This window comes from Kocuria sabuli, assembly GCF_040981185.1.
Lineage (GTDB): Bacteria > Actinomycetota > Actinomycetes > Actinomycetales > Micrococcaceae > Kocuria > Kocuria sabuli.
This window is the reverse complement of the sequence record NZ_JAVHZE010000008.1, coordinates 30,527-52,873: the sequence shown is the minus strand read 5'-3', so window position 1 is coordinate 52,873 and position 22,347 is coordinate 30,527. Positions and strand designations below refer to the sequence as shown.

General features: G+C 72.2%; 20 protein-coding genes. 14 read left to right on the top strand and 6 right to left on the bottom strand.

Annotation, left to right across the window (positions count from 1 at the left end; genetic code table 11):
• Positions 1-134 precede the first annotated feature (134 nt).
• A complete protein-coding gene (locus RE027_RS09760) occupies positions 135-1,625 on the bottom strand; it encodes a sensor histidine kinase (protein ID WP_368808061.1) in 1,491 nt (496 codons plus the stop codon).
• Positions 1,626-1,643: 18 nt separating this feature from the next.
• Positions 1,644-2,390: a response regulator transcription factor gene (locus RE027_RS09755; RefSeq protein ID WP_368808060.1), complete on the bottom strand. Its 747-nt coding sequence runs from the start codon at positions 2,388-2,390 to the stop codon at positions 1,644-1,646.
• A 233-nt stretch (positions 2,391-2,623) separates the two neighbouring features.
• Here RE027_RS09755 and RE027_RS09750 point away from each other — a divergent pair, with 233 nt between their 5' ends.
• The 8 genes from RE027_RS09750 (at position 2,624) to RE027_RS09715 (ending at position 10,417) form a co-directional block, all read left to right on the top strand.
• The gene (locus tag RE027_RS09750; RefSeq protein WP_368808059.1) at positions 2,624-3,850 is read left to right on the top strand and encodes a heparan-alpha-glucosaminide N-acetyltransferase domain-containing protein; all 1,227 of its coding nucleotides are present in this window, start codon (positions 2,624-2,626) and stop codon (positions 3,848-3,850) included.
• 33 nt (positions 3,851-3,883) lie between these two features.
• Complete coding sequence (gene glyA / locus RE027_RS09745; protein ID WP_368808058.1) at positions 3,884-5,170, top strand: serine hydroxymethyltransferase; 1,287 nt, start codon at positions 3,884-3,886, stop codon at positions 5,168-5,170.
• A 2-nt stretch (positions 5,171-5,172) separates the two neighbouring features.
• Complete coding sequence (locus tag RE027_RS09740) at positions 5,173-6,060, top strand: bifunctional methylenetetrahydrofolate dehydrogenase/methenyltetrahydrofolate cyclohydrolase (RefSeq protein WP_368808057.1); 888 nt, start codon at positions 5,173-5,175, stop codon at positions 6,058-6,060.
• A gap of 110 nt (positions 6,061-6,170) precedes the next feature.
• Positions 6,171-6,698, top strand: coding sequence for a hypothetical protein (locus RE027_RS09735; protein ID WP_368808056.1), 528 nt, complete (start codon positions 6,171-6,173; stop codon positions 6,696-6,698).
• A gap of 62 nt (positions 6,699-6,760) precedes the next feature.
• On the top strand, positions 6,761-7,597 hold the full coding sequence (locus RE027_RS09730; protein ID WP_368808055.1) for an exodeoxyribonuclease III: 837 nt from the start codon (positions 6,761-6,763) through the stop codon (positions 7,595-7,597).
• 52 nt (positions 7,598-7,649) lie between these two features.
• The gene (trpS, locus tag RE027_RS09725; RefSeq protein WP_368808054.1) at positions 7,650-8,705 is read left to right on the top strand and encodes a tryptophan--tRNA ligase; all 1,056 of its coding nucleotides are present in this window, start codon (positions 7,650-7,652) and stop codon (positions 8,703-8,705) included.
• A gap of 28 nt (positions 8,706-8,733) precedes the next feature.
• Entirely contained in the window at positions 8,734-9,297 is a 564-nt protein-coding gene (locus RE027_RS09720; protein WP_368808053.1) for a 2'-5' RNA ligase family protein, read from the top strand.
• 10 nt (positions 9,298-9,307) lie between these two features.
• Complete coding sequence (locus tag RE027_RS09715) at positions 9,308-10,417, top strand: YhjD/YihY/BrkB family envelope integrity protein (protein WP_368808052.1); 1,110 nt, start codon at positions 9,308-9,310, stop codon at positions 10,415-10,417.
• A 76-nt stretch (positions 10,418-10,493) separates the two neighbouring features.
• On the opposite strand, the gene RE027_RS09710 is transcribed toward RE027_RS09715, so the two are convergent.
• The 4 genes from RE027_RS09710 to sdhC form a co-directional block, all read right to left on the bottom strand.
• A complete protein-coding gene (locus RE027_RS09710; protein ID WP_368808051.1) occupies positions 10,494-11,465 on the bottom strand; it encodes a succinate dehydrogenase iron-sulfur subunit in 972 nt (323 codons plus the stop codon).
• On the bottom strand, positions 11,465-13,216 hold the full coding sequence (gene sdhA, locus RE027_RS09705; protein WP_368808050.1) for a succinate dehydrogenase flavoprotein subunit: 1,752 nt from the start codon (positions 13,214-13,216) through the stop codon (positions 11,465-11,467). The genes RE027_RS09710 and sdhA overlap by 1 nt, the downstream gene beginning before the upstream one ends.
• A 106-nt stretch (positions 13,217-13,322) precedes the next feature.
• A complete protein-coding gene (locus RE027_RS09700) occupies positions 13,323-13,811 on the bottom strand; it encodes a succinate dehydrogenase hydrophobic membrane anchor subunit (RefSeq protein WP_368808049.1) in 489 nt (162 codons plus the stop codon).
• A gap of 4 nt (positions 13,812-13,815) precedes the next feature.
• A complete protein-coding gene (sdhC, locus tag RE027_RS09695; protein WP_368808048.1) occupies positions 13,816-14,211 on the bottom strand; it encodes a succinate dehydrogenase, cytochrome b556 subunit in 396 nt (131 codons plus the stop codon).
• A gap of 224 nt (positions 14,212-14,435) precedes the next feature.
• Here sdhC and RE027_RS09690 point away from each other — a divergent pair, with 224 nt between their 5' ends.
• From RE027_RS09690 to RE027_RS09665, 6 genes are all read left to right on the top strand, one after another.
• The gene (locus RE027_RS09690; protein ID WP_368808047.1) at positions 14,436-15,563 is read left to right on the top strand and encodes a mannose-1-phosphate guanylyltransferase; all 1,128 of its coding nucleotides are present in this window, start codon (positions 14,436-14,438) and stop codon (positions 15,561-15,563) included.
• Between the two features lie 39 nt (positions 15,564-15,602).
• Entirely contained in the window at positions 15,603-16,850 is a 1,248-nt protein-coding gene (locus RE027_RS09685) for an amidohydrolase (RefSeq protein WP_368808046.1), read from the top strand.
• 115 nt (positions 16,851-16,965) lie between these two features.
• Entirely contained in the window at positions 16,966-18,072 is a 1,107-nt protein-coding gene (locus RE027_RS09680) for a BMP family lipoprotein (RefSeq protein ID WP_368808045.1), read from the top strand.
• 112 nt (positions 18,073-18,184) lie between these two features.
• Entirely contained in the window at positions 18,185-19,738 is a 1,554-nt protein-coding gene (locus tag RE027_RS09675; protein WP_368808044.1) for an ABC transporter ATP-binding protein, read from the top strand.
• Positions 19,735-20,979: an ABC transporter permease gene (locus tag RE027_RS09670; protein WP_368808043.1), complete on the top strand. Its 1,245-nt coding sequence runs from the start codon at positions 19,735-19,737 to the stop codon at positions 20,977-20,979. The genes RE027_RS09675 and RE027_RS09670 overlap by 4 nt, the downstream gene beginning before the upstream one ends.
• Positions 20,976-22,340 carry an ABC transporter permease gene (locus tag RE027_RS09665; RefSeq protein ID WP_368808042.1) on the top strand — a complete coding sequence of 455 codons (1,365 nt, stop codon included), beginning with the start codon at positions 20,976-20,978 and terminating at the stop codon, positions 22,338-22,340. Before RE027_RS09670 ends, RE027_RS09665 begins: the two co-directional genes overlap by 4 nt.
• Positions 22,341-22,347: the final 7 nt, after the last annotated feature.

The window sequence follows — 22,347 nt, the reverse complement described above, 5'->3', positions numbered from 1 at the left end:
AAACCCCAGCACGCGGCACGCTACGGACCCCGGACGCGGCGTTGCGGATGGCACTGGAGCGGCACGGCCGTCCGTGCCGACGGTTCCTGACCAGTTCATTAAACGGCCCCGGGGCCGTGGGGGCAAGCCGCCCCTCACTCCGCCGCGAGCGGCAGGTGCACGGTGAACCGGGTCGATCCGGGCACGCTGCGCACCCGGACCCGCCCGTGGTGGGCCCGGACGATGGCCTCGACGATGGACAGGCCCAGCCCGACGCCCCCGGAGCCGCCGGCGCGCGCGTCGTCCTCCCGGGCGAAGCGGGAGAAGATGTGCTCCTGGAAGTCGGCGCCGATGCCCGGGCCGTCGTCGGCCACCGCGAGCACCGCCTCGGGGCCGGGCCCGGTCCCGAGCGAGGTGGTGACGGTGGTCCCGGGCGGTGTGTGCTGGTGGGCGTTGGCGAGGAGGTTGATGAGCACCTGGCGCAGCTGGGCGGGGTCGCCGCGGACGACGACGGGCTCGTCGGGCAGCTCGAGCCGCCAGTCGTGGCGGGGGGCCGTGACCTGGCTGTCGCTGACCGTCTCGACGACCAGTTCCAGCAGGTCGACGTCCTCGGGCACCACCGGCCGGCCCTCGTCGAGGCGGGCGAGCAGCAGCAGGTCCTCGACGAGCGCGGTCATCCGCGCGGACTCCGACTCGACCCGGGACAGGGAGCTGCGGCCCTGCTCGCTCATCGGCTCGGTGAGCCGGATCAGCTCCGTGTAGCCGCGGATGCTGGCGAGGGGGGTGCGCAGCTCGTGGCTGGCGTCGGCCACGAACCGGCGCACGCGCGTCTCGCTGCGCTGGCGGGCGGTCAGGGCGTGGGCGACGTTGTCGAGCATCCGGGAGAAGGCGTGGCCCAGCCGGCCCACCTCCGTGTCGGGGTGGGCCGCCGGCGTCACGGACGCGACCGGCAGGACCACCTCCCCGCGGTCGAGGTCGAGCTCGGAGATCCGGGTCGCGACGTCGGAGAGCCGTTCCACCGGGCGCAGGGTGCGCCGGATGACCACGAGGCCGAGCAGCCCGGTGACGGCCAGGGCGCCGGTGGAGATCGCGGCGGTGCTCACCCCGAACGTGCGCAGGGTCTGCTCCTTGTCGGCCAGCGGCAGCCCGGTCAGTACGAGCCCCCAGTCCCACGGGTCGTCGACGAGCAGCACCCGGTAGCCGCCCTCGGTCAGGGTCACGTCGAGGGGCCCCCACTGGGCGCCCCCGTCCGCGTCCGAGACCGCGCCGAGCTCCTCGACGAGGGCCTCGATCCGTTCCCGGTCCTCGTCGCTCAGCCGGCGCCGGGAGCCGTCGGACCCGAACAGCCCCGCCCGGACCACCTCGCCGTCGACGATGCGGGCGTTGAGCGTGCCGGCGCCCTGGGCCGGCACGTCCATCATGGCCTCGAGCTCCTCCGAGGGGCCGGCGGAGGCCCGGACCCCGTACTCGATCGTGCGGTAGGAGGCGTCCCGGACCTGGCGGTCCAGCTGCTCGCCCAGGGAGACATTCAGGGCCGCGTGGCCCAGCAGTCCGACGGCGGCGCAGGCGACGGTCAGCAGCGCCAGGACCGTCAGCAGGAGCTTCGTGCGCAGCTGCAGCGCCCGGCCCCGCCGCGCCGTGCTCATGGGGCGCCCATCAGGTGCTCACTCGGCCGGCTTGAGCACGTAGCCGGCGCCCCGGACGGTGTGGATCATGGGCCTGCGGCCGGCGTCGATCTTCTTGCGCAGGTAGGAGATGTAGAGCTCCACGACGTTGGTCTGGCCGCCGAAGTCGTAGCCCCAGACCTGCTCGAGGATCTGCGGCTTGCTGAGCACCCGGCGCGCGTTCTCCATGAGGCAGCGCAGCAGGTCGAACTGGGTGGCGGTCAGCGCGATCTCCGCACCGCCGCGGCGCACCTCCCGGGTGTCCGCGTTGAGCACGAGGTCGCCGACCACCAGCTCGGCGGCGTCCGGGTGGGCGATGCCCGAGCGCTGCACCAGGCGGTGCAGCCGCAGCAGCAGCTCCTCCATGTTGAACGGCTTCGTCACGTAGTCGTCCCCGCCCGCGGCCAGGCCGGTGATCCGGTCCTCGGCGCTGTCCTTGGCGGTGAGGAACAGGGCCGGGACGGCCGGGGCGAAGGCGCGGATCCGCTCGAGCAGCTCGACCCCCGTGCCGCCGGGCAGCATGACGTCCAGCACGAGGACGTCGGGACGGAACCCGCGCGCCTCGGCCACCGCGGCGTCGCCGTCGTGGGCCGAGCGCACCTGCCAGCCGAGCATGGACAGGCCCATGGAGACCATCTGGGCGAGCAGGGGTTCGTCGTCGACGACGAGGGCGCGCACCGGGGCGCCGTCGGGGTGCCGCAGCCGCGGCAGGTCGACGGCGGTGGGCCGCTGCACGGGCTCGGTCACGGTGCTGCTCCCCTCACGGGACGACGACGGCGGCAGGGCGGGCCGCGGAACGCCTCCAGCGTAGTCGCGGCCCGCCACCGCCGTTCCGCGCGACCGCACTTCACAGCCGGGGCACAGGAACGCGATAAGGGAGCCACATCCCCGTCTGCTGGACTGGCTCCGGTGACGGGCCCGTGGTCCGGAGCCGGCGGGCAGGGGGCCCGCCGGCGCACCGCGAGAGGGGAACGACTGCCATGCTGCACACCCACCACTCCGCCGCGGAGGCCGCGGCGGGCGGGACCGCTCCGGCACCGCGCGGCGGCCGGCGCCTGGTCGGGGTCGACGCGGCCCGGGGGATCGCCCTGCTCGGCATGATGGCCGTGCACATCCTGCCCTCCTGGGATCCGCAGACCTTCGAGGCCACCGCGCAGTGGACGCTGTTCTCGGGCCGCGCGGCGGCCCTGTTCGCCCTGCTCGCGGGGGTCGGGCTCGCCTTCTCCTCCGGCGGGCGCCACGTGCACGAGGGCCGGCGCATGCGGGGGGACCGGGTGGGGCTGCTCGTGCGGGCGGTGCTCGTCGCCGTCCTGGGCCTGCTCGTCAACCAGACCTCGCCGGCCGACCCGCCCGCGTACAACATCCTCGTCTACTACGGCGTGTTCTTCCTGCTGGCGGTTCCGTTCCTGCACCTGTCCGCGCGCGCCCTGCTCGCCTGGGCCGCGGGCTTCGCCGTGCTCGGACCCGTGCTGATCCACCTGCTGGGGCCGGTGCTGCCCGTGTTCGAGACCTACAACCCGACCGTCGCCGACGTCCTCGGCGCGCCGGGCACCACGCTGGCCCAGCTGCTCCTGACCGGGTCCTACCCGGCGCTGACCTACCTCGTCTACCTCCTGGCAGGCATGGCCGTCGGCCGGCTGCACCTGGCGCAGCGGCGGACGCAGCTCGGTCTGCTCGTGGGCGGCGCCGTCCTCGCGGCGGGCTCCGCGCTGGCCTCCTGGGCGCTGCTGCACCCGCTCGGCGGGCTCGAGCGGCTGCTGGCCGCGAGTCCCTTCCTGGACCGGGAGGACGTCCAGGACGTGCTGGTGTGGGGACCCGACCCGGTCCTGCCCACGGCCACCTGGTGGTGGCTGGCCGTGACCGGCCCGCACACCAACACCCCGCTCGCGCTGCTGAGCGGGGTGGGCACGGGAGCCCTCGTCCTGGGCCTGTGCCTGCTCGTCGCCCGCCGGGCCGAGGGCGTGCTGCTGCCGCTGGTCGCGGCGGGCTCGATGACCCTGACCCTCTACTCGGCCCACCTGCTCGCCCTGTCCGCCGAGGTGCACTACGAGCAGCCCGTCCTGTGGTTCCTGGTGCAGGCGGTCGTGGCCGTGGTGTTCGCCGTCCTCTGGCGCCGCGCCCTGGGCCAGGGGCCCCTCGAGCGGCTGGTGGGCAGGGCCTCGCGCACCGGCCGCGATCTGGTGCTCGGTCATCGCCTAAACTCGTAGACGATCCACCCTGGTCCCCACCTGAGGAGCGGCATGTCCACGAGCTCGACCCAGTCCGTCACCAACCAGCCTCTCGCCGAGGTCGATCCGGAGGTCGCGGCGGCCATCGCCGACGAGCTCGGACGCCAGCGGGGCACGCTCGAGATGATCGCCTCCGAGAACTTCGCCCCGCGCGCGGTCCTCGAGGCGCAGGGCTCGGTGCTGACGAACAAGTACGCCGAGGGCTACCCCGGGCGCCGCTACTACGGCGGCTGCGAGCACGTCGACGTCGTCGAGAACCTCGCCCGCGACCGGGCCACGGCCCTGTTCGGCGCCGAGCACGCCAACGTCCAGCCGCACTCGGGCGCCCAGGCGAACACCGCCGTGATGCAGGCCCTGATGCAGCCCGGCGACAAGCTGATGGGCCTGTCCCTGGCCCACGGCGGCCACCTCACCCACGGCATGAAGCTCAACGTCTCCGGCAAGCTCTACGAGATCGCCGCCTACGAGGTCGACCCGGACAGCCACCGGATCGACATGGACAAGGTCCGCGAGCAGGCCCTCGCCGCGCGGCCCCAGACCATCGTGGCCGGCTGGTCCGCGTACCCCCGCGAGCTCGACTTCGAGGCGTTCCGCTCGATCGCCGACGAGGTCGGGGCGAAGCTGTGGGTGGACATGGCCCACTTCGCCGGCCTCGTGGCCGCGGGTCTGCACGCCAACCCGGTCCCGCACTCCCACGTGGTGACCTCCACCGTGCACAAGACCCTCGCCGGCCCGCGCTCCGGCGTGATCCTCACCACCGGGGAGCTCAAGAAGAAGATCGACTCGGCCGTCTTCCCGGGCCAGCAGGGCGGCCCGCTCATGCACGCCATCGCGGGCAAGGCCGTGGCCTTCAGGATCGCGGCCTCCGAGGAGTTCCGCGCCCGCCAGGAGCGCACCGTCGAGGGCGCCCGCATCCTGGCCGAGCGGCTCACCGCCGCGGACCTCGCCGAGGCCGGGGTCTCCGTGCTGACCGGCGGCACCGACGTGCACCTGGTCCTGGTGGACCTGCGCCACTCGAAGCTCGACGGCAAGCAGGCCGAGGACCTCCTGCACGAGGCCGGGATCACCGTCAACCGCAACGCCGTGCCGTGGGACCCGCGCCCGCCGATGGTCACCTCGGGGCTGCGCATCGGCACCCCCGCGCTGGCCACCCGCGGCTTCGGCGCCCCCGAGTTCGAGGAGGTCGCCGAGATCATCGCGGCCGCCCTCAAGCCCGGGGCCGACGTCGCGGCCCTGCGCGCGCGGGTCGACAAGCTGGCCGCCGACTTCCCGCTCTACGACGGCCTCGAGGAGTGGTGAGCGTGGGAGCGCGCACCCTCGACGGGCGGGCGGCCTCCGCCGCCATCAGGAACGAGCTCGCCCAGCGCGTGGCGGCCCTGGCGGAGTGGGGCGTCACCCCGGGCCTGGGCACGGTGCTCGTGGGCGACGACCCCGCCTCGCACTCCTACGTGGGCGGCAAGCACAAGGACTGCGCCGAGGTCGGCATCTCCTCGATCCGCCGCGACCTGCCCGCCGACATCTCCCAGGAGGAGCTGGAGGGGGTCATCGACGAGCTCAACGCGGACCCGGCCTGCACCGGCTACATCGTCCAGCTCCCGCTGCCCGCGCACATCGACACCAACGCGATCCTGGAGCGCATCGACCCGGACAAGGACGCCGACGGGCTGCACCCGACCAACCTCGGCCGGCTCGTGCTCAACGTGTCCGAGCCGATGTCCTCCCCGCTGCCCTGCACGCCCAACGGCGTCATCGAGCTGCTGCGCCGCCACGACGTGGACCTGGCCGGCCGGCACGTGCTGGTCGTCGGCCGCGGGGTGACCGTCGGGCGGCCCATGGGGCTGCTGCTGACCCGCCGGGCGATCAACGCGACGGTCACCCTGGCCCACACCGGCACGGGGAACCTCGACGAGCTGCTGGCCCAGGCCGACGTCGTCGTGGCCGCCGCCGGGCGCCCGCACATGATCGGCGCGGACGCCCTCAAGGACGGGGTCGTCCTCCTGGACGTCGGGGTCTCCCGTGTCGAGGACCCGGAGACGGGGAAGAAGAGGCTCACCGGCGACATCGACCCGGCCGCCGCGCGGAAGGCCTCGTGGATCTCCCCGAACCCCGGCGGCGTGGGGCCCATGACCCGGGCCATGCTGCTGCTCAACGTCGTCGAGACCGCCGAGCGGCTCGCCGACGCGGGCTGAACCGGCACCCCGGGCACGGCACGGCGCCGGGAGCGGTCCACCGCTCCCGGCGCCGGCCCGTCGACCCGGGCGGTTCGTGGCCGGGGCCGGGATTTGAGACAATGGGGACCATGCGCTCCATCGGATCCTCCGCCACGTCCACCCCGTCCGCCTCCGAGGCCGGCAACCGCAGCACCCTCTGGGGCACGGTGATCGGCCTGGCCGTGCTGGTGGTGATCTTCGTGGTGGCGCTGCTCCAGGCCGCGAACGCCAACTCCTGGCTCGGCTGGGCGCTCGCCGGCATCGCGCTCGGCTGGCTGCTGCTGGCCACCTGGGTGGTGCTCATGGTCCGCAGGGCCGCCCGCTTCGGCCGCCGCCAGGTCGAGGAGGCCCAGGAGCAGCTGCGCTCCGGCTCCGGCCGCGCCCCCGCCGCCGCGCAGTCCGGCGCCGGCCGCTCCATGCGGGACGAGAAGCTCTCGCACAGCTTCCAGATCGTCCTGGTCCAGTCCAAGGTCATCAAGCAGGAGCTCGACCGGCTGCCCGCCGAGGGCGTGGACCGCGAGGCCCTGGACCGCGCGCTCGACACGATCGACGTCACGGCCGGCAACGGGATGAGCATGCTGCGCCAGGAGCCCCTCAGCGGCACCGTCGTCGACTGACCCGCCCCGCGGTCCGCCCACACCCCCCCGAACGCTCCCATCCGAAGGCCAGGTGCCCCTGCATGTCCCGTCCCGAGAACGTCCTGCGCGTCGCCACCGTCAACGTCAACGGCATCCGTGCCGCCTACAAGCGTGGCATGGCCGACTGGCTCGCCGGGCGGGACGTCGACATCCTGTGCCTGCAGGAGGTCCGGGCGCCGGACAAGATCGTCCGGGAGCTGCTCGACGAGCAGGCCTGGGACGTCCACCACGCCGAGGCGGCGGACAAGGGCCGGGCCGGCGTGGCGGTCGCCACCCGCCGGGACGCCCGCGGCGGGTCGCTGCTGCCGGTCGCCCGCCGGGACGACATCGGCCACGAGCACTTCGAGACCTCCGGCCGGTGGGTCGAGACCGACCACGCCCTCGCCGACGGCGGCACGCTCACCGTGGTCTCGGCCTACGTGCACTCCGGCGAGGTCGGCACCACCCGCCAGGACGACAAGTACCGGTTCCTCGACGTCATGTCCGAGCGGCTGCCCGAGCTCGCCCGCACCCGGGAGCACGTGCTCGTGGTCGGCGACCTCAACGTGGGGCACACCGAGCTCGACATCAAGAACTGGAAGGGCAACGTCAAGAACGCCGGGTTCCTGCCCGAGGAGCGCGCCTACTTCGACCGCTTCTTCGGGGAGCACGGGTACCGGGACGTCGCCCGGCAGCTCGCCGGTCCCGTCCCCGGTCCGTACACGTGGTGGTCCTACCGCGGCAAGGCCTTCGACACGGACGCCGGCTGGCGGATCGACTACCACATGGCCACCCCGGGGCTGGCGGCCACGGCCGTCAACGCCGTCGTCGACCGGGCCCCCAGCTACGACACCCGCTTCTCCGATCACGCGCCCGTGGTGGTCGACTACCAGCTCTGACCCGCTCCGCCCCCGCGCCGGCCCGGCGCGCCCGACCGAAGGACCCCCCACCGTGACCGCTGCACCCGCACCGTTCGACGTCCCCACCGCCTCCGGCAAGCCCCGTGTCGTCTCGGGGGTGCAGCCGTCCGCGGACTCCCTGCACCTGGGCAACTACGTGGGCGCCGTGCGCAACTGGGTCGACATGCAGGACGACAACGAGTGCGTGTTCTTCGTCGCGGACCTGCACGCGGTCACCACCGAGCAGGACCCCGCCACCCTGGCCCAGCGGACCCGGGTCACGGCCGCCCAGTACATCGCGGCGGGCATCGACCCGGAGCGCTCCACCCTGCTCGTGCAGTCCCACGTGCCCGAGCACGCCCAGCTGGCGTGGGCGCTGAACTGCATCACCGGTTTCGGCGAGGCCTCCCGGATGACGCAGTTCAAGGACAAGTCCGCCAAGCAGGGCGCGGACAACGCGACCGTGGGCCTGTTCGCCTACCCCGTGCTGATGGCCGCGGACATCCTGATCTACCAGGCGCACCAGGTGCCGGTCGGCGAGGACCAGCGCCAGCACCTCGAGCTGACCCGCAACCTCGCCCAGCGCTTCAACTCCCGGTTCGGGGACACGTTCGTGGTCCCGGACGCCAAGATCCTCGCCGAGTCGGCCAAGGTCTACGACCTGCAGCACCCCACGGCCAAGATGTCCAAGTCCGCGGCCGCCGAGAACGGGCTCGTCCGCCTCCTGGACCCCGCCAGGAAGAACGCGAAGAAGATCAAGTCGGCCGTCACCGACGACGGCACCGAGATCCGCTTCGACCGCGAGGCCAAGCCGGGGATCTCCAACCTGCTCACCATCTACTCGGCGCTCACGGGCCGGCCGGTGGACGACGTCGTCGCGGAGTACGAGGGGAAGATGTACGGCCACCTCAAGGTCGGCCTGGCGGAGGTCGTCACCGAGACCCTCGAGCCCATCCAGGCCCGTGCGCACGAGCTGCTGGACGACCCCGCGGAGCTCGACCGCCTCCTGGCCCGGGGCGCCGAGAAGGGCCGGGAGATCACCGTCCGGACCCTGGCGGGCGTCTACGAGCGGATGGGGTTCCTGGGGCGGCCCGGAGGGCTGGGCTAGGCTGGGTCCCGTCCTGTGAGGAGTTGACGTGATCCGTACGCACCAGTCTCCGACGATCCGCCCCGGCCAGGTGTACGCGGGCGTGGTGATCGAGCTGCCCGAGCCCGTGGGGCGGGAGCTGCAGGACTGGCGCGCGTCCTTCGGGGATCCCGCCTCCTACGCCGTGCCGGCGCACATCACCCTCATGATCGCCCCCCAGGCCGCGTGCTGGGACGAGGTCGTCGAACGGGTGCGCTCCGTGGCCCGGGACTGGCGCCCGTTCCGCGTGGAGATCAACGGCACCGGCACGTTCCGTCCCGTCAGCCCCGTGGTCTACCTGCGCATCCACGAGGGCGAGGAGCAGTGCCGGGCGCTGCACGAGGCCCTGCACGAGGAGCAGCTCGTCTCCGCGTCCCCCTTCGAGTTCCACCCGCACGTGACGATCGCCCAGGCGGTGGGGGAGGAGGACCTGGACCGGGCCCAGGAGATGCTGCGCACCTACCGCGCCGGGTTCCTCGTGGACCGGATCGGCCTCTACGAGCTCGACGGTCACGGCGTCTGGCAGATCCGCGAGGAGTTCCCCTTCGCCGGGTGCGACCGCGGACGCCGCTGACCGGCCGGCCATGAGCACCAGCAGCGGACCGCGCACCGGTCCCGCACCGGAGATGCCGCCCCGGGCGGTCGACCGGCACGGGTTGCGCCGTGAGGCGCTGCGCCAGCGGGCCGTGCTGCGCGAGCGGCGTGCCGCGGGCGCCGGGCCCCTCGCCCTGGCCGGGTCCGTGCTCGTGGTGGCGCTCACCGAGGTCTTCACGCGGCTGCCGGTGCGCGTGGCGATGCACTACCTCTTCCACGGCGGCCCGCTCATGGCGGCCGGGCTGTCCTTCGTGCTGATCTTCGCATCGACCTCGCTGCTGGTCGTGGGCTTCTCCCTCATCGGCGTGTTCCTGGGCAACGACCCGGCCGTGCGCAACGCCGTGGTGGCCGCCGTGACCGAGCGCGTGCCGGGGCTGCTCAACACCGGCACCGGGGGAGTGGTCCCCCTCGAGCTGCTCGAGGACACCGGGCCCTTCACCCTGGCCACCGTGATCGGCGGTGCCGTCCTGTTCTTCGCGGGCTGGCGCTGGGTCTCCGGGGTGCGCCTGGCGTTCCGCCGGATCTTCGAGGTGCCGCCGGCGCACGGCGTGCCCGTCGCCGCCGTGCCGCGCGACCTGCTGGGCCTGCTCGTGCTCGGCGTGCTGCTGGGCCTGTCGGTCGTGGCCAACGGTGCCGCGTCGGGCCTCCTCGGCTTCCTGCTCGACACCACCGGGGAGCTGGGCTGGGGCCGGGGGCCCGAGTGGCTGGGCACCGGGCTGACCTGGGCCCTGAGCACCTTCCTCGTCGTCGTCCTCGACGCCCTGTTCGCCCTCGAGCTCGTGCGCGGGGTGGCGGGGCTCCGGCTGACCCGCCGGGCCCTGCTCACCACGGTGCTCGCCGCCGCGGCCGGCAACTTCGCGCTGCGCTACGTGGGGGGCGCCGTGATCTCCGGGGCCACCGCCAACCCCTACCTGCTGTCCGTGGCCCTCGTGGTCGGCGTGCTCGTCTGGTTCTACCTGTTCAGCCAGGTGCTGCTCTTCTCCGCGGCCCTCGGGGCGATCGTGCAGGCGGACCTGCACGGCGGGCGGGTGCACCCCGACGGGGAGGCCGTGGGCATCACCGTGCTGCCCATGAGCGCCCTGGTCCACCCGGACCGCTGACAGGGCTCCCGCACGGACGACGGCGGCCCGCCCCTGCGGTGCAGGGGCGGACCGCCGTCGTGGGCCGTCGGGACGCTCACATGGAGCGGCTGAGGATGGCGTTCTTGACCTCGGAGATGGCCTTGGTGACCTGGATGCCGCGCGGGCAGGCCTCGGTGCAGTTGAAGGTCGTGCGGCACCGCCACACGCCCTCCTTGTCGTTGAGGATCTCCAGGCGCAGGTCCCCGGCGTCGTCGCGCGAGTCGAAGATGAACCGGTGCGCGTTGACGATCGCGGCCGGACCGAAGTACTGGCCGTCGGTCCAGAACACCGGGCAGGAGGACGTGCACGCGGCGCACAGGATGCACTTGGTGGTGTCGTCGAATCGCGCCCGGTCCTCCTGGGACTGGTAGCGCTCCATGGTCGGCTCGTTGCCGCCGGCCACGAGGAAGGGCATGATCTCGCGGTAGGACTGGAAGAACGGCTCCATGTCCACGATCAGGTCCTTCTCGCACGGCAGGCCCTTGATGGGCTCCACGGTGACGGGCTTGGACAGGTCCAGGTCCTTGAGCAGCACCTTGCAGGCGAGGCGGTTCTGGCCGTTGATGCGCATGGCGTCGGAGCCGCACACGCCGTGGGCGCAGGAGCGGCGGAAGACCAGCGTGCCGTCGATCTCCCACTTGACCTTGTGCAGGGCGTCCAGCACGCGGTCGGTGCCGTACATCGTCAGCTTGAACTCGTCCCAGCGGACCTCGTCGGAGACCTCCGGGTTGTAGCGGCGGATCCGCAGGGTGAGGTCGAAGGTGGGGATCTCCTGGTTGCCCTGCTGCTCCTCGGGCAGGTCCACCTTCGAGGCGGGCTCACCGCCGTCGGCGTTCGCCGCGGCGGGGTCCTCGGCCGGGGCCTGGGCCTCGTCGCGCTCGTCGACGGACCCGGCGTCCGCGTCGGTCTTGTAGCCGGCGCGGTCGTCCTGGTCGTGACCCGGCGCGTGGCCGTGCTCGGGAGCCCGGTCCTGGGGGTCGTCGTTGCGCCCGTCCTCGGGGCGCTCGGGAGTGTGTGCGGTGGACATCAGTACTTACGCTCCATGGGCTCGTAGCGGGTGAAGATGACCGGCTTCGTCTCCTGCCGGATGCCCCCGGTGGGGGAGGAGGGGTCGAGGTAGACCATCGAGTGCTTCATGAAGTTCGCGTCGTCGCGCTCCGGGAAGTCCTCCCGGAAGTGGCCGCCGCGCGACTCGTCGCGGTGCAGCGCCGCGACGGTCATGACCTTCGCGAGCTGCAGCAGGAAGCCGAGCTCCACGGCCTCGAGCAGGTCCAGGTTGAAGCGCTTGCCCTTGTCCTGGATCGAGATGTTCGCGTAGCGGGCCTCGAGGGCGGCGATGTCGTCCAGCGCCGTCTGCAGGGTCTCGGCGGTGCGGAACACCTGGACGTTGAGGTCCATGGTGTCCTGCAGCTCCTTGCGGATCGCCGCGACCTTCTCGGTGCCGGTGCCGTTGCGGGCGTTGTCCAGCAGCGCGAGGGTGTCGTCCATGGCGGTGTCCGGGACGGGCACGAACTCGGCCTGCTGCGCGTACTCGGCCGCGTAGATCCCGGCCCGCTTGCCGAACACGTTGATGTCCAGCAGCGAGTTGGTGCCCAGGCGGTTGGAGCCGTGCACGGACACGCACGCGACCTCGCCGGCGGCGTACAGGCCCGGGACCACGTTCTCGTTGTCCTGGAGCACCTCGGCCTTGATGTTGGTCGGGATCCCGCCCATCGCGTAGTGGCACGTGGGGAACACCGGCACGGGCTCGGTGTAGGGCTCCACACCCAGGTAGGTCCGGGCGAACTCCGTGATGTCGGGGAGCTTCGCGTCGATGTGCGCCGGCTCGAGGTGGGTGAGGTCGAGCAGGACGTAGTCCTTGTTCGGCCCGGCACCGCGGCCCTCGCGCACCTCGTTGGCCATGGAACGGGCCACGATGTCGCGGGGGGCGAGGTCCTTGATGGTCGGCGCGTAGCGCTCCATGAACCGCTCGCCGTCCGCGTTGCGCAGGATGCCGCCCTCGCCGCGGGCCGCCTCGGAGACGAGGATGCCCAGGCCGGCCAGGCCGGTCGGGTGGAACTGGATGAACTCCATGTCCTCGAGCGGCAGCCCGTTGCGGAAGGCGATGGCCATGCCGTCACCGGTGAGGGTGTGGGCGTTGGAGGTGGTCTTGTAGACCTTGCCGGCGCCGCCGGAGGCGAAGACCACGGACTTGGCCTGGAAGACGTGCAGCTCGCCGGTGGCCAGCTCGTAGGAGACCACGCCCGCGACCCGGCGCTGGCCGTCGACCTCGGTCATGATCAGGTCCAGCACGTAGTACTCGTTGAAGAACTCCACGTTGTGCTTGATGCAGTTCTGGTACAGGGTCTGGAGGATCATGTGCCCCGTGCGGTCCGCCGCGTAGCAGGCCCGGCGGACGGGCGCCTTGCCGTGGTCGCGGGTGTGGCCGCCGAAGCGGCGCTGGTCGATCTTGCCCTCGGGGGTCCGGTTGAAGGGCAGGCCCATCTTCTCCAGGTCCAGGACGGCGTCGATGGCCTCCTTGGCCATCACCTCCGCGGCGTCCTGGTCGACGAGGTAGTCACCGCCCTTGATGGTGTCGAACGTGTGCCACTCCCAGTTGTCCTCCTCGACGTTGGCGAGGGCCGCGCACATACCGCCCTGCGCCGCGCCGGTGTGGGAGCGGGTGGGGTACAGCTTGGTCAGTACGGCAGTGCGGGAGCGCTGTCCGGCCTCGATGGCGGCGCGCATACCGGCACCACCGGCGCCGATGATGACCACGTCGTACTTGTGAACCTGCATACCGGTTGTTCTTTCTGTTGGTTGTTCAGGAGATGTTCTGGGGGTCCGGTCGCCTGCGGCCGGACGGCAGGCGGCCCGCCGCCGGGCGGACCGCCTTCCACCGGTCTCAGGCCGCGGTGCAGAAGGAGGCCAGCAGGGCCGGGTCCGCGCCGACGGGGCAGGGCTCGAAGGTGAAGATCACCAGGGTGCCCAGCAGGATCACGAAGGCGGAGGTGGTGAAGAGGAAGACCTTCAGCCAGAACCGGGTGCGGTCCCTCTCGGCGTAGTCGTCGATGATCACGCGCAGCCCGTTGGTGCCGTGCAGCATCGCCAGCCACAGCAGGAGCATGTCGAAGACCTGCCAGAACGGGCTGGCCCACTTGCCGGCGACGAACGCGAAGTCCACGGCCTCGACCCCGCCCTCGGGGGAGACGAGGTTGACCCACAGGTGGACGAAGACCAGCACGAGCAGGACCACGCCGGAGAAGCGCATGAACAGCCACGCGTACATCTCGAAGTTGTTGCGGCGGGAGGAGGAGCGGTTGTACTTGACGCCGTTGACCTCGAGGTCCTTGCTCCGGGGGACCGAGATGCTTGCCTTGAGCGGAGTGCTCATGAGATTAACCCCCGAAGATGTTGAGGTGGAAGATGTTGGAGAGGTGCCGGACGAGGAACGGGACCATCACGACCAGCCACAGCGCGAGGACGCCCCAGAGCATCTGCTTCTGGTACTTGGTGCCGTTCGACCAGAAGTCGACGAGGATGATGCGCAGGCCGTTGAAGGCGTGGTAGACGATGGCCGCCACCAGACCGGCCTCGCCGAGGCCCATGATCGGGTTCTTGTAGGTCTCCATGACCGCGTTGTAGGCCTCGGGCGAGACCCGCACGAGCGCGGTGTCCAGGACGTGGACCAGAAGAAAGAAGAAGATGGCCACGCCGGTGATGCGGTGGGCGACCCACGACCACTGGCCATGGACCTGGCCGCGGTACAAGGTGCCCTTGGATGTCTTCGCCACTGAAAAACCTCCCTGAGTCGCTCGCCGTCGTGCGCTCTTGAAAAACGGGGAATTCGCACTGCGCAGGACGTGAGCGGAGCCCTCCGGGCTCTGTGTCGGATGTTGCGCGAGTTCCCTTCCACGATACCAGGACGAAGGCTGTTTACTGACAGCTTGTCCGCTGCGAGGACACGGATCTCGCCGTGGGCGGACGCGGTTTTCCGTCCTGCCGGCGCCGGCATCGTATGGTGTTGCGTGTGACCTCCCCACTCGAGCACTTCCACCCCTTCATCCCCGCCGGAGGAGTCGGCTCCCGGCTGTGGCCGCTCTCCCGGGCCGACGCCCCGAAGTTCCTGCTGGACCTCACCGGGTCGGGCTCCTCGCTGCTCCGGGCGACCTACGACCGGCTCGCCGGGCTCAGCGGCGGACGGGTCATGGTCGTGACCGGGCGCACGCACGCCCCGGCGGTCTGCCGGCAGCTGCCGGAGCTCTCCGCGGGTGACCTGGTGCTCGAGCCGTCCCCCAAGGACTCGGCGGCGGCCATCGGCCTCGCCTGCATGCTCATCGAGCGCACGGACCCCGAGGCGATCATCGGCTCCTTCGCGGCCGACCACGTGATCGAGCCCGCCGAGGCGTTCCAGGACGTGGTCCGGGAGGCGGTGGCGGTCGCGGCCTCCGGCCGGATCGCGACCATCGGCATCCCGCCGAGCTCCCCGGCCACCGGCTTCGGCTACATCCGCGCCGGCGAGGGCCTCGGGCTGGAGGACGCACCGCGCGCCCTGCAGGTCGAGGAGTTCGTGGAGAAGCCGGACGAGCCCACCGCCCGCGCCTACGTGCACAGCGGCAACTACACCTGGAACGCCGGGATGTTCGTGGCCCCCGCCTCCCTGATGCTGCGCCACCTCGCCGCGAGCGAGCCCGCGCTGCACGCGGGACTGGCCGAGATCGCCGACGCCTGGGGCACCCCCGCCCAGGACGAGGTGGTCGACCGCGTCTGGCCCGGCCTGCCCAAGATCGCCATCGACTACGCCGTGGCCGAGCCCGCGGCGGCGGCCGGGGACGTCGCCATGGTGCCCGCGACCTTCACCTGGGACGACGTCGGGGACTTCGCCGCGATCAGCCGGCTCAACCACGTCGACCCGCAGAGCGACCCGCACGTCACCGTGCTGGGCGACAACAGCCGGGTGCTCGCCGACAGCTCCACGGGCATCGTCGTCTCCGACACGGGCCGGATGATCGCGCTGATCGGGGTGCAGGACATCGTCGTCGTCGACACCCCCGACGCCCTGCTGGTGACCACGCAGGAGCACGCGCAGCGGGTCAAGGACGCCGTGGCCTCGCTCAAGCAGAGCGGCAACACGGACGTGCTGTGAACGTCCTGGGCCGCGCGCGGCCCGGAGTACCCTGGACAGATGCCTGACGCGTCCTCTCCTGCCGCAGCCCTGGAGGCCGGCCTCCCGCCGGCCATCGGCCCCCTGCTCAAGCGGTTCCTGCCGGACCTGATCACCTTCCGGCGGGACCTGCACCGGCACCCGGAGCTGTCCTACCAGGAGTTCCGCACCACCGACCGGATCGTCGCAGCCCTGGAGAACATGGGCCTGAACCCCGTGCGGCTCTCCGACACCGGGTGCTACGTGGACATCGGCCACGGGCCCCTGGCCGTGGGCCTGCGGGCGGACATCGACGCGCTGCCCATCCAGGAGGCCACGGGCCTCGACTGCTCCTCCGTCAACGACGGCGTGGCCCACTCCTGCGGCCACGACATCCACGCCACCGTGATGGTGGGCGTGGCCAAGGTGCTCGCGGACCTGCACCGCACCGCCCACATCGCCGGCACCGTGCGGATCGTCTTCCAGCCCGCGGAGGAGCAGCTGCCCGGCGGCGCGCTCACCGTGATCCGCCAGGGCGTGCTGGAGGGCGTGCCGCGGATGTTCGCCCTGCACTGCGAGCCCAAGGTGGACGTCGGCCAGGTGGGCACCCGGATCGGGGCCATCACCTCCGCCTCGGACACCGTGCGGATCGAGTTCACCGGCCGCGGCGGGCACACCTCCCGCCCGCACCTCACGCAGGACCTCGTCTACGCGATGTCCCAGATCGCCATCAACGTCCCCGCCGTGCTCTCGCGGCGGATCGACGTCCGCTCGGGGGTGGCCGTGGTGTGGGGGCAGATGCACGCCGGCGTGGCCCCCAACGCCATCCCCGCCACGGGCTTCATGTCCGGGACCATGCGCTGCCTCGACGCCGACGCCTGGCACCGGGCCGGGACCCTGCTCGACGAGGTCGTGCACCAGGTCGCGGCGCCCTACGGGGTGGACGTGGCGCTGGAGCACATCCGCGGCGTCCCCCCGGTGGTCAACGGGGAGGTCGAGACCACGCTGATCGAGAACGCCGCCCGCGCGGAGCTGGGCGAGGACGCGGTGGTGCTGGTGCACCAGTCGATGGGCGGGGAGGACTTCGCGTGGTTCCTGCAGGAGGTCCCCGGGGCGATGATGCGCCTGGGCACCCGGACCCGGGGCGGGCACACCTACGACCTGCACCAGTCGGACTACGTGGCCGACGAGGCGGCCATCGGCTGCGGCGTCCAGGTCATGGCCAACACCGCCCTGCGCGCCATCCGCCTGCACTCGCGCGAGACGCGCCCCGACGTCAGCCCGAATTAGCCTCGGCACCCGGCCGCCGCCCGTACCCGTGGGTAGAATGGCACCACGTCGCGCCACACCGCGCGGACGCGACCCGTTGCCCGCGGCCGGGTCACCCCCGTCTCCTGGAGGAACCATGACCTTCTCACCCCGGACGCCCCGAGGATCCCGCTCCCTCTCCGCCGCCGCACTGCTCGGCGCCTCCGCCCTGGTCCTGGCCGGGTGCGGCGCCGCACCCGAGGAGGGCGGGGAGGCGCAGGAGCAGGCCACCGACTTCACGGGCTGCATCGTCTCCGACTCCGGGGGGTTCCAGGACCGCTCGTTCAACCAGAACTCCTACGAGGGCCTGCAGGCCGCGAAGGAGTCCATGGGCATCGAGGTCCAGCAGGCGGAGTCCCAGGCCGAGACCGACTTCGTGCCGAACCTCAACTCCATGGTCCAGCAGGGCTGCGACCTGACCGTCGCCGTCGGCTTCCTCCTCGCGGACGCCACCCGGGAGGCCGCCGAGGCCAACCCGGACGCGAACTTCGCCATCGTGGACGACGCCTCGATCGACCTCGACAACGTCAAGCCGCTGGTCTACAACACGGCCGAGGCGGCGTTCCTCGCCGGCTACGTCGCGGCCGGCACCACCGAGACCGGCAAGGTCGCCACCTACGGCGGCATGGACATCCCCACCGTGACGGTGTTCATGGACGGCTTCGCGGACGGCATCGCCCACTACAACGAGACCAAGGGCGAGAACGTCGAGCTGCTGGGCTGGGACAAGGAGGCCCAGGACGGCACCTTCGTCAACAGCTTCACCGACACCTCCGCGGCGAAGACCACCACGCAGAACTTCATCAACGAGGGCGCGGACATCGTGATGCCCGTGGCCGGCCAGGCCGCCCTGGGCACCCTCGACGCCGTGGTCGCCGCCAACGACGGCGGCAACGAGGTCCGCTTCGTGTGGGTCGACGCCGACGGCTACGAGACGCTCGACCAGGGCCAGCAGTACCAGCTGACCTCCGTGCTCAAGCAGATGAGCACCTCCGTGCAGGACGTCGCGGAGTCCGCCGCGGAGGGCGAGTTCAGCAGCGAGCCCTACGTCGGGACCCTCGAGAACGACGGCGTGGGCATCGCGCCCTACCACGACCAGGAGGAGGCCGTGGGCGAGGAGCTCGCGGCCGAGGTCGAGCAGCTCAAGCAGGACATCGTCGACGGCACCATCGCCGTCGAGTCCGAGAACTCGCCGCAGGCCTGACCCCGGACGACGGCGACCACCGCACCCACCGCCGCCAGCACGGCCCCCGGCCGCTCCTGGCGGCGGTGGCGTGCCCGCCCGGGGCCGCACCAGGCCCAGGAGGAGGACCACCATGAAGCTCGAGCTGCAGTCCATCACCAAGCGGTTCGGCGCCTTCGCGGCCAACGAGGACATCGACCTCGTCGTCGAGCCCGGGCAGATCCACTGCCTGCTCGGGGAGAACGGGGCGGGCAAGTCCACCCTGATGAACGTCCTGTACGGGCTCTACCGCCCCACCGAGGGCCGCATCCTGGTGGACGGCGCCGAGGTGTCCTTCAAGGGCCCCGGCGACGCCATGGCCGCCGGGATCGGCATGGTGCACCAGCACTTCATGCTCGTGCCCGTGTTCACGGTCGCGGAGAACGTCGCGCTCGGCGCGGAGAGCACGAGGGGCGCGACGCTGGACCTGGAGACCACCCGGCGCCGGATCCGGGAGATCTCCGACCGCTACGGCTTCCACGTGGACCCCGACGCCGTCGTGGAGGACCTCCCCGTGGGCGTGCAGCAGCGCGTCGAGATCATCAAGGCCCTCGTGCGGGAGGCCCAGGTGCTCATCCTGGACGAGCCCACCGCGGTGCTCACCCCGCGCGAGACCGACGAGCTGCTCGAGATCATGCGCCAGCTGCGCAGCTCGGGCCGGTCGATCCTGTTCATCTCCCACAAGCTGCGGGAGGTCAAGGAGATCTCGGACGTCATCACCGTGGTCCGCCGCGGCCGGGTGGTGGGGCAGACCTCCCCGGAGGCCTCGACCTCCGAGCTCGCCGCCCTGATGGTGGGCCGCGACGTGTCCCTCACGGTGGCCAAGGACGAGGCCGAGCCGGGGGAGCGGGCCCTCGAGGTCACCGGGCTCACCGTGGTCGGGGACAACGGCGTGAAGCTGCTCGACGACGTCACCTTCGACGTGGCCCGCGGCGAGATCCTCGCGGTGGCCGGTGTGCAGGGCAACGGCCAGACCGAGCTCGCCGAGTCGATCCTGGGCCTGCGGGAGCGCGCCACCGGCTCGGTCCGGCTGGGCGGCACGGAGCTGCTCGGGAAGTCGGTGCGCCAGGTCCTCGCGGCGGGCGTGGGCTTCGTCCCGGAGGACCGCTCCACGGACGGGCTCGTGGGCCCCTTCACCGTCGCCGAGAACCTCGTGCTGGACCTCTACGGCGACGACCGCTTCTCCCGCGGGCCCTCCCTGCGCCTCGGCGAGGTCCAGGCCAACGCCCGCCGCGCGGTGGAGCAGTTCGACGTGCGCACCCCGTCCGTGGACGCCCCCGTGCAGACGCTCTCCGGCGGCAACCAGCAGAAGGTCGTCATCGCCCGGGAGCTGTCGAGGCCCCTCGAGCTCTTCCTGGCCTCCCAGCCCACCCGCGGGGTGGACGTCGGGTCGATCGAGTTCATCCACGAGCAGATCGTCGCCGAGCGGGACAAGGGCGTGCCCGTGCTCATCGTCTCGACCGAGCTCGACGAGGTCTACGCGCTCGCGGACCGCATCGCGGTCTTCTTCCACGGCCGGATCATGGGGATCGTCGGCCAGGACACCCCGCGGGACGTCCTGGGCCAGATGATGGCCGGGGCCACCGCCGAGGAGGCCCGCGCCTCCGCCCCGCAGCACACCGCGCAGCACACGAAGGAGCAGGCATGAGCGCCACCGGAACGGCCCCCGCGGCCGCCGACCAGCAGAGCGCGCCGCCGCCCACGGCCACCACGCCCGACGCCTCGCGGCGCACCTGGCTCGGCTCGGCGCTGCAGTCGGTGCTCGCGATCGTCGCGGCGCTGGTGCTGGGCGGGCTGCTGATCGCCCTGACCGACGAGCGGGTCGCCGACGCCGCGGGATACTTCTTCGCCCGCCCTGGGGACACGCTCGGCGCGATGTGGGCCGCCGCGTCCGCCGCCTACGAGGCCATGTTCTACGGCGCCGTCTACAACCCCAACGGCAACACCTTCACCCAGCGCATCTACCCGCTCACGGAGACCCTGACCGTGGCCACGCCGCTGGTCCTCGCCGGCCTCGGCGTGGCCGTGGCCTTCCGGGCCGGGCTGTTCAACATCGGCGCCCAGGGCCAGCTGCTCATCGGCGCGACCCTCGCCGCCTGGGTCGGCTTCACGTGGCAGCTGCCGGCGGGCGTGCACCTGCTCGCCGTGGTCCTCGCGGGGGCCGTGGGCGGGGCGCTGTGGGGCGGGATCGTCGGGCTGCTCAAGGCCCGCACCGGCGCCCACGAGGTGATCCTCACGATCATGCTCAACTACATCGCGCTGAACCTGGTCGCCTACCTTCTGACCCGGCCCGCGTTCCTGCGCCCCGGGTCCTCGAACCCGGTGAGCCCGCAGCTCGCGGAGACCGCGATGTTCCCGCGGCTGCTGGGCGATGAGTTCCGGCTGCACTGGGGGTTCGTGCTGGCGATCCTCGCCACGGTGTTCGTGGCGTGGCTGCTGCACCGCTCCACGGTGGGCTTCGAGCTGCGCGCCGTGGGCGCCAACCCCCGCGCCGCCCGGACCGCCGGGATCTCCGTCACGCGCGGCTTCGTCGTCGTCATGCTGCTCGCGGGGGCGCTGGCCGGCCTCGCGGGCGTCGCGCAGGTGGCCGGCACCGAGCGGGCCCTGACCGCAGGGGTCGCCGCGTCCTTCGGCTTCGACGCCATCACGGTGGCGCTGCTGGGCCGGTCCAAGCCGTGGGGGACGTTCTTCGCCGGCCTGCTCTACGGCGCGTTCCGCGCCGGGGGCGTCACGATGCAGTCGATGACCGGCACGAACATCGACATCGTGCTGGTCGTGCAGTCCCTGATCGTGCTATTCATCGCCCTGCCGCCGCTGCTGAGGACCGGCCGGCTCCGGTCCCGGCGCGGCCGGGGCGCCACCACCGCCACCGAGGGGGGCCGGGCATGAGCTCGCAGGAACCGACACCGCAGCGCGACAGCGCGCCCTGGGCCGGCGGCAGCACGGCCGCGGGCACCGCGACCGCCCCGGCCGAGTCCGAGCTGTCCACGGCGGCGGCCAACGAGGTCGTGGGCGTGACGAGCTGGCGCACCCCGGTGGTCCTGGCCCTGCTGAGCGCCGTGGCGCTCGTCCTGTTCGGGCTCAACGCCCCGGACAACCGGGTCTCCTTCCGCGTCTCCGAGGCCGGCGACCTCTTCCGGGTGCCCGACCTCGCGGTCAACGGCGTCGTCTGGGGCTGGCTCACGGTGGCCGTGCTGGCCGGCCTGACCGTCCTCGCCCTCGTGCGTGCGCGGGCCGGGGCACACCTGCCCCGGTGGGCGGTGCTGGGGTTCGGCTTCTTCTTCGTGACCGGCTTCCTCGTGTGGGTCGTGGGCAGCTCGCGCACCCCGGACGTGTCCCTGTCCGGGCTGCTGGCCGGGTCCGTGGCACTGGCCATCCCGCTGATCTTCGGCTCCCTGGGCGGACTGCTGTGCGAGCGCTCCGGAGTCGTGAACATCGCGATCGAGGGCCAGCTGCTGTTCGGCGCCTTCTCCGCGGCCGTGGCCGGATCTCTCTCGGGCAGCGCCTGGGTGGGGCTGCTGGCGGCCGTGGTGGGCGCGGGCCTGGTCTCGCTCGTGCTCGCCGTCTTCTCGATCGGCTACAAGGTCAACCAGGTGATCGTGGGCGTGGTGCTCAACGTGCTGGTCTCCGGCCTGACCGGCTTCCTCTTCGCCACGGTGCTGGAGGCGAACGCGAGCGTGTTCAACTCCCCGCCGCGGCTGCCGCGCTTCGCCGTGCCCGTGCTCTCCGAGATCCCCGTGCTCGGTCCGATCCTCTTCGACCAGTCCGTGATCGGCTACCTCATGTACGCGGCGGTGGCCGTGGTGTGGTTCGCCCTGTACCGGACCCGCTGGGGGCTGCGCACCCGGGCCGTGGGCGAGCACCCCAAGGCCGCGGACACCCTGGGCGTGAAGGTCAACGCGCTGCGCTTCCGCAACGTGGTGCTCGGCGGCATGGTCGCCGGCATCGGCGGGGCGTTCTACACCCTGGTCTCCGTCTCCGCGTTCACCCGGGACATGACCTCGGGCGCCGGATACATCGCCCTGGCCGCGCTGATCTTCGGCCGGTGGAACCCCATCGGGGCGCTGCTGGCGTCCCTGCTGTTCGGCTTCGCGTCCAACCTGCAGTCGATCCTGTCCTTCCTGGGCACCCCGGTGCCCAGCCAGTTCCTGGCCATGCTCCCGTACGTCGTGACGATCCTGGCCGTGGCCGGGCTCGTGGGCGCCTCCCGCGCCCCGGCGGCCTCGGGCCAGCCCTACACCAAGGAGTGAGCGCACC